We start from the raw sequence: 7458 nt of genomic DNA on the forward strand, positions 1-7458 counted from the left end.
AAAATGTCCCGCGATACGCGCAATCGTCTCTTCTTTAAATAAGGCCGTACGATATTCAATATGAATAGCAATCCCTTCGCTGTGTTCTTTCGCACTAAACATTAGATCAAATTGAGAGGTAAACACATCAAGCTCATAATTAGATATAGCAATTCCATCTAATTTTTCTTCATTCAACATAGACATTATCGAAGCATTCTGTAAAACAAACATTACCTGAAATAATGGGTTAATACCAATATCTCGTCTTGAAACCACTCGTTCAACTACCTTATCAAAAGGCACTAATTGATGATCATAGCCTTCAAGTGTAGTCTCTTTAATTCTAGATAATAATTCTATAAAACTTGGACTACCTCCCAAATCACTACGAAGAACTAATGTATTGGCAAAAAAACCAATCATCCCTTCCAAATCTGATTGCGTACGATTTGCTATAGGAGTCCCCACACTAATATCATCTTGACCACTATATCGAGATAACAAAACCTTAAATACTGATAACATAAACATAAATAATGTTACTCCTTCCTTCTGACATATTGACCGGATTGTACTACTTAGTTCTAAATCCAATTCTAAAAAAATACTAGACCCTTCTATACTTTGGATTGATGAACGAGGGTAATCTGTAGGTAAAGACAAGGTACTTACTCCTTTTAATTTCTCTTCCCAATACGATAACTGAGATTCTAATACATCACCTTTTATATACTTACGCTGCCAAATAGAATAATCCGAATATTGTAAAGTTAATTCTGGAAGCTCAGTTTTTCTTTCAAAACGTATAGAACCGTATAGTTCAACAAGTTCTCCAACTAAAATATTAGAAGACCATCCATCACTAGCGATATGATGGAAAACACATGCCAAGACATATTTTTCATCCCTTAAATGGTATAAACAAGCTCTTAGTTTATAATCATTAGATAAATCAAATGGAATATTAATATAATCCTGTAACGTAGTTTTTATTGTTTCTTCCGTTACTTTAATCTGGTCTAACGACCAATTTTCTTCACTTACTATTTGTTGATATCCGATTCCTTCAGCAGCCTTTAGATTGGTTCGTAATACTTCATGTCGAGAAACTATCGTTTTTAACGATTTTTCTAGCGTAGCTATATCTAAACTCCCTTCTAAACTAATAACTGTAGGAAGATGATAAGCTAGAGTCCCTTCTAACTGGTCTAAAAACCATAAACGATCTTGATTAAATGATAAAGGAATTTTTTCAACATTATTTTTATTGAACGGACTTAACTTTTCTAATAGTGTTCTACTAGTATTTTTACATTGATACTTTTCTTGTAATTCAGCGGCATTCTCACCTTGGTATTTTTTTAAATACTCAATAATGGATCTCTTGTTACTTTTTATTTCCAAAAGTAATTGTTGATCAACTCTCTTATTCGATTTAACATTTAGTGATCCATTATTTAATACCAACTTTACACCTTGCTTGTTTAGTCTTTGAAAAAAACTTAATAAATCCATATTATTAAAAATTATATATCAACACTCATACTATAATCATCGACGGCATCTGTAAAGTTGACTACCTTATAATTTATGTAAGATGACATTTCTTCTATTGTACTGAACTCAAAAATCTCTTGAATAAAAATTTCTATTTTTAGTTCTTTGTGAATCATTGCAACCAATCGAGTTGCTAGTAAACTATGCCCTCCTAATTCGAAGAAGTTATCATGTATTCCAATCTTTTCTACATCTAATAACTTTTGCCAAATAACTACTAATTTTTCTTCTACTTCGCTTCTAGGAGCTACATATTCTCTACTGCATAATTCAGAGTCTTCTGGGTTTGGCAGCAATTTTCTTGCTATTTTTCCATTACTGGTTACTGGCATTTCATCTAATACAATCCATAATGTTGGAACCATATACTCTGGTAAAATTTCTTTTAACTCTTTTTGAATTGCCTCTTTATTAAATGCTTCATGTGGAACTACATATCCCACCAAGCGTTTATTTCCAAATGTATCTGTTTTTGCTAACACACAACTTTGATATACTGAAAGAAGGGATCTTAATGCATTCTCGACTTCTCCCAATTCAATTCTATAACCTCGAACTTTCACTTGATCGTCTTTTCTTCCTAAAAACTCAATATTGCCATCTGGTAAACATCTTGCTAAGTCTCCCGTTTTATAGATTCTTTCTCCTTCTTTAAATGGGTTATCTATAAACTTTTCTTGAGTGAGCGTTTCTTTATTTAAATATCCTCTGGCAACTCCCTTCCCTCCTATGCATAATTGCCCAACTACTCCTATAGGAAGTAATTCATTAGCTTCATTTAAAATGTAAATCTGTATATTGTGAATAGGCTTTCCTATCGGCACAAAACTCTCTATTACCCCATGGAATGTAGTAGCACAAATACTTGCTTCTGTTGGACCATAAGCATTTATATAGTTGTATTCATTAGCAAAATCCTTAGCTAATGTTACAGAAATTGCTTCTCCTGCAGTTACTAATGTGGAAAATCCTTGTAAATCTTCAACGTCCAATAATTGTAAAAATGCAGGTGGTAATGTTGCTACAGTAATTGAATTGTTCCTTATAAATTCTTTAAAGAATAGAACATCTAACTTTTTCTCTTCTTCTATAATATGTAGACTAGCTCCTTTTAAAAGTGCCGTGAAAATTTCTGAAATGGAAGCATCAAAAGATTGGCTCGCAAATTGTAAGCAATGAGATTCAGAATCAATTGAGAATACTTCTATTTGAGATAAAATCGTGTTGATAATACTTCGATGTTCAATGAGGACACCTTTCGGCTTACCAGTACTTCCTGAAGTATAAATAATATATGCCAGATTTTCTGCTTGTATATTACTATTAATTACACTTGTTGTATATTCAGTTCTTAGTTTCTTAAACATCCTTATAAATGCATCATCAATACTAAAAATACTTCCACTATCATTCAGAATGTATTTTTTTCTAACTTCTGGATATGAAGGATCAATTGGCACGTACGTTCCCCCTGCTTTTAATATTGCTAAAAATGAAATTATCAACCAATCGCTACGTTCTAAAATCACTGCAATAGAATTTTCAATAGCTATCGTATAATTCGCCACCAAGTAATGAGCTAACTGATTCGATAATTCATCCAGTTCTTTATATGTTAATTGTTTTTCTTTATAAACTAACGCAATAGCTTCTGACGTCTTATTTACTTGATTTTCAAACAAATCCACTAACGTCTTATCCACTGGATAATCAACAGTTGTGCCACTAAATACGTCTAATAGATCGGTTTTCTCTTCCCTTGTTAGGATATTTACATTTTCAACCTTAATGTCTATTGCCTTAACCCCATCTATAAGACCTACCAAAGCTTGTTCCATATAAGCCAGTATACGGTCAGATTCAATAGCTCTATCTACTTGAACAGTTAGTTTAAAATCATCTCCAAAATCATCTACACTTATATTAAAAGGATAGTTTGTGCGTTCATAATATTCTATATTACTGATACCTAACCCCATACTATCTTCATTAGTTGCTTCTGACACATGATCTGAATGACGATAATTAAACAATGCACTAAACAATGGTACTTCATTTGAAACACCACTCCAGTCATGAATACTTGACAAAGGTGTCTGCTCGTAGGGTAACAATTCTTCTAAAACTAACTTTACATCATATAAATAATCTTTTACACTTCCTTCTAATTTTAAAAATATTGGCAACGTATTTATAAATAACCCCAAAGAATCTGCTGAGCCTACAGAGCCTTGTAATCGACCTGAAAATAAAGATCCGAAAATGACATGATCCGTATTGCTACACCTACCTACAACTATTCCATAAGCCGCATGAAAGAGGACTGCCGGACGAATTCCCATACTACTACAAACTTCTCGAAGCTCTAAACTTAAACCAGTGGGCAAAACTCGATGCGACTCTTCTATGCCTCCGCCTGTTTCTAAAGTATTTGATAAGTCAAATGGATAGGTAGGCGTTTCTATAGAACCTAGCAAAGTCCTGAAATAAGACTCCCCATCATTAATGAATTGCATATGCAATGTATGGCCTATAAACTCTCGATATAAAACCGGGGTTGGTAGAGTGGACCCCTTTCCTGATAAATACATCGTAACCTCGGATATAATCTTCTCCATTCCTAAATGGTCCATTACCAAATGGTGTAAGTTAACCTGTAAATAGTAAGCTCCGTTTATAACATCGTCTACGACCCTTAATTTCAATAAAGGACCTTTAGAGATATCCATCCGCTGGGTCCCCGGCGCGGTTAACAATTGCAACTCTGACAATATATCCTCAGAACCATCAAAATCCAATACTTCAAATTCCAACTTCGCCGATCGTAATACCACTTGAACAGCACTAGATAAACCTGTACTCAATATACATGTTCGTAAAACATCATGGCGATTGACCACAAATTGTAACGCTTCGATAAAAGATGATCGTTTTTCTGTATCTGAAAAGGTTATTAAATTAGAAAGAACATAAGGATCCCCTTGGCCAGAATCGCTCATCAAATAATGAAAATGTATTCCCGCTTGTAAAGGAGATAATGGATACATATCCTGAATATTGGAAACGCCTCCTGGAATAGCCTTTACTATGACATCCAATTCTTCCTGTTCCAAATCCAACAATGGAACCATCGATGGGGTTATACGCGTACTGGAAACTGTTATTCCATTGGAAGGAACTTTATATACTAATGTTTCATCAAGTACTTTCCCTATAATTGCGGCAATAGTTGGATTTGTAAAAATATCTTTTACTGCTATATGATAACCTAGTTTCTGTAAACGGGAGATAAATTGAACAACCAATAAACTATGTCCTCCTAACTCAAAGAAATTATCATAAACACCTACCCGGTCCAATCCTAGCAACTCCTCCCAAATCCCGGCTAGTTGCTCTTCTATTTCACTTCTCGGGGCCACATACTCTTGAGTCAATAATTGTGAACCGTCCGGGTCCGGCAACCCCCTTTTATCTAACTTCCCGCTCGATGTTAAGGGCATCGATTCCATTCCTACCCAAACCATGGGAACCATATACTCCGGCAAACTGTTTTTTAAGATTTCCTGGACCTTGTCCTTGTCAAATGCCCCTTCTACCACTACATATCCAACCAAACGTTTATTTCCTCCTACGTCCTCTTTGGCTAAAACAACCGATTGTTTGATACCCTCTATTTGATCTAAAGCTGCCGTAATTTCACCTAGTTCTATCCGATAGCCTCGGATCTTTACCTGATCGTCCTTTCTGCCCAAGTACTCTAACTCTCCATCTGTGTTGATCTTTACCAAATCCCCACTTCTATAGTATCTCCTTGATTCGTTGCCTATCTCTAAGGTTACAAATCGTTCTTTGGTAAGATCTTCCCTGTTTAAATATCCTCGTGCCAATCCTGCTCCTGTAACATATAACTCTCCTTGTACACCCGTTGGCACTAATTTCTGTGAATCGTCTAAAATCACACACCCCAATGTTGGAATTGGAACTCCAATGTTACTTTGATTGGATGCGATTTCTTTCTCCGTGATTTCCTTGTAAGTGACATGCACGGTGGTTTCTGTAATTCCATACATATTGACCATCTTACAAGCTGTATATCTTTCCTTCCAATCTTTTACAATTTGTGGATGCAAGGCTTCCCCTCCAAAAATCACATAACGAACCTGTAAGTCTGGATTGTTTTGTAATACTCGTTCCTGTAATACACTAAATGATGACGGTGTTTGATTTAAGATCGTAACGCCTTCATTGGCCAATAAGCTTCCAAAAAGTTCTGGATCTTTGGTATAGGATTTTGGAACTACAACCAGTTTTCCCCCAAATAATAAAGCGCCATACATCTCCCATACAGAAAAATCAAAACTAAATGAATGGAACATACTCCAAACATCATTTTCATTAAAGTCAAATAATGAAGTGTCATTATAGAATAATCGTACTACGTTTTCATGTGTTATTAATACGCCTTTTGGTCTACCTGTACTACCTGATGTATAGATGATATAAGCTAAATTATCAGGCGATAATACGCTACTCAATTTCCTTTTTGGATATTTTGATACAATATCCCATGAACTATCTAAGAGCAAAACAGATATATCCTCTCGCTCTTTTAGAGCGTCAGCACTCGACTCCATACTCAATATTAAATCTATAGCTCCATCATCAAGCATATAATCAATTCGCTCTCTTGGATAATCCGGATCTATAGGAACATAAGCGCCTCCTGATTTTAAAATCCCTAGAATACCTATGATCATCTCCAGGCTACGATCTAAACAAATTCCTACTAAAGCATCTGGCCGCACTCCACAATCCCTTAAATATCTAGCCAACTGATTGGACCTTTCATCCAATTCCGCATAGCTTAATTCTTTGCCTTCATAGACTACCGCTGTAGACCCCGGTGTCTTTTTTGCCTGAACCTCAAACAAATCCACTAACGTCTTATCCACTGGATAATCAACAGTTGTGTTATTGAAAGTCTCTAACAAATGTACTTTTTCAGATGTATCCAACATTTCAATGACTTCAAGCGCTTGCGTTGTATCATAAGCTATTGATTCTGCAATGTTGGCGAAGTGCCGTGCCATTCGAGCAATCGTCTCTTCCCTAAATAAATCGGTTACATATTCTATATCTAGTAAAATTCCATCTGTTGTCTCTCTCAAACTAAATGTAAGATCAAACTTGGCCGTTGTATGCTTAGTTCTCACCGTAGTTGCCGAACTTTTCCCGAGAGTAAATCCTTCTATTTCCTCATTGTTTTGAAGTATAAATAGAGTTTGGAATAATGGCGTTCTACTTTGATCGCGTTCTAGCTCCAAATCATCAACAATTTGCTCAAAAGGAACATCTTGATGTTCGTATGCATTCAAACAGGTCTCTTTTACCTGTGATAATAATGTAGTGAAATCTATATCCGCTTCAATTTCATCTCGTAAAACAATCGTATTAACAAAGAACCCTATAAGTCCTTCTATTTCTTTCTGTCCTCTATTTGCAATTGGAGTTCCAATACTGATATCTGTTTGCCCTGTATAACGATATAAAAATACTTTGTAGATACTTAGTAAGGTCATATATAATGTTGCTCCATTTTTTTGCGAAATGGCATTCAATGCCTCTGTTACAGTTTTGTCCAGACTGAAATTATATATTTTTCCTTCAGTTGATTGTACGGCAGGTCTTGTAAAGTCTATTGGTAATTCTAATGGTATGCTATTTTGTAATGATTCACGCCAGTAGGATATTTTTTTCTGTAATGTTTCACCGGATAAATAATTACGTTGCCAAATACTGTAATCTGCATATTGAACTGTTAGTTCTGGAAGAGCTATTGTTTGACCTGATAATTTTTGCGTATAAATAGTCTCTAATTCCTTTACTAAAATTGGTAAAGACCAACCATCTGAAGCAATG

General features: G+C 35.1%; 2 protein-coding genes. Both read right to left on the reverse strand.

What is annotated here, in order from left to right; genetic code table 11:
• Positions 1-1497, reverse strand: a 1497-nt coding sequence (locus JF259_RS17415; RefSeq protein ID WP_233164368.1) for a condensation domain-containing protein, incomplete at its 3' end; no start/stop codon positions are given.
• Between the two features lie 11 nt (positions 1498-1508).
• Positions 1509-7458: non-ribosomal peptide synthetase (locus tag JF259_RS17420; protein WP_199116989.1), on the reverse strand; the 5950-nt coding region annotated here is incomplete at its 5' end.

This window comes from Snuella sedimenti, from assembly GCF_016428595.1.
GTDB classification, from domain to species: domain Bacteria; phylum Bacteroidota; class Bacteroidia; order Flavobacteriales; family Flavobacteriaceae; genus Snuella; species Snuella sedimenti.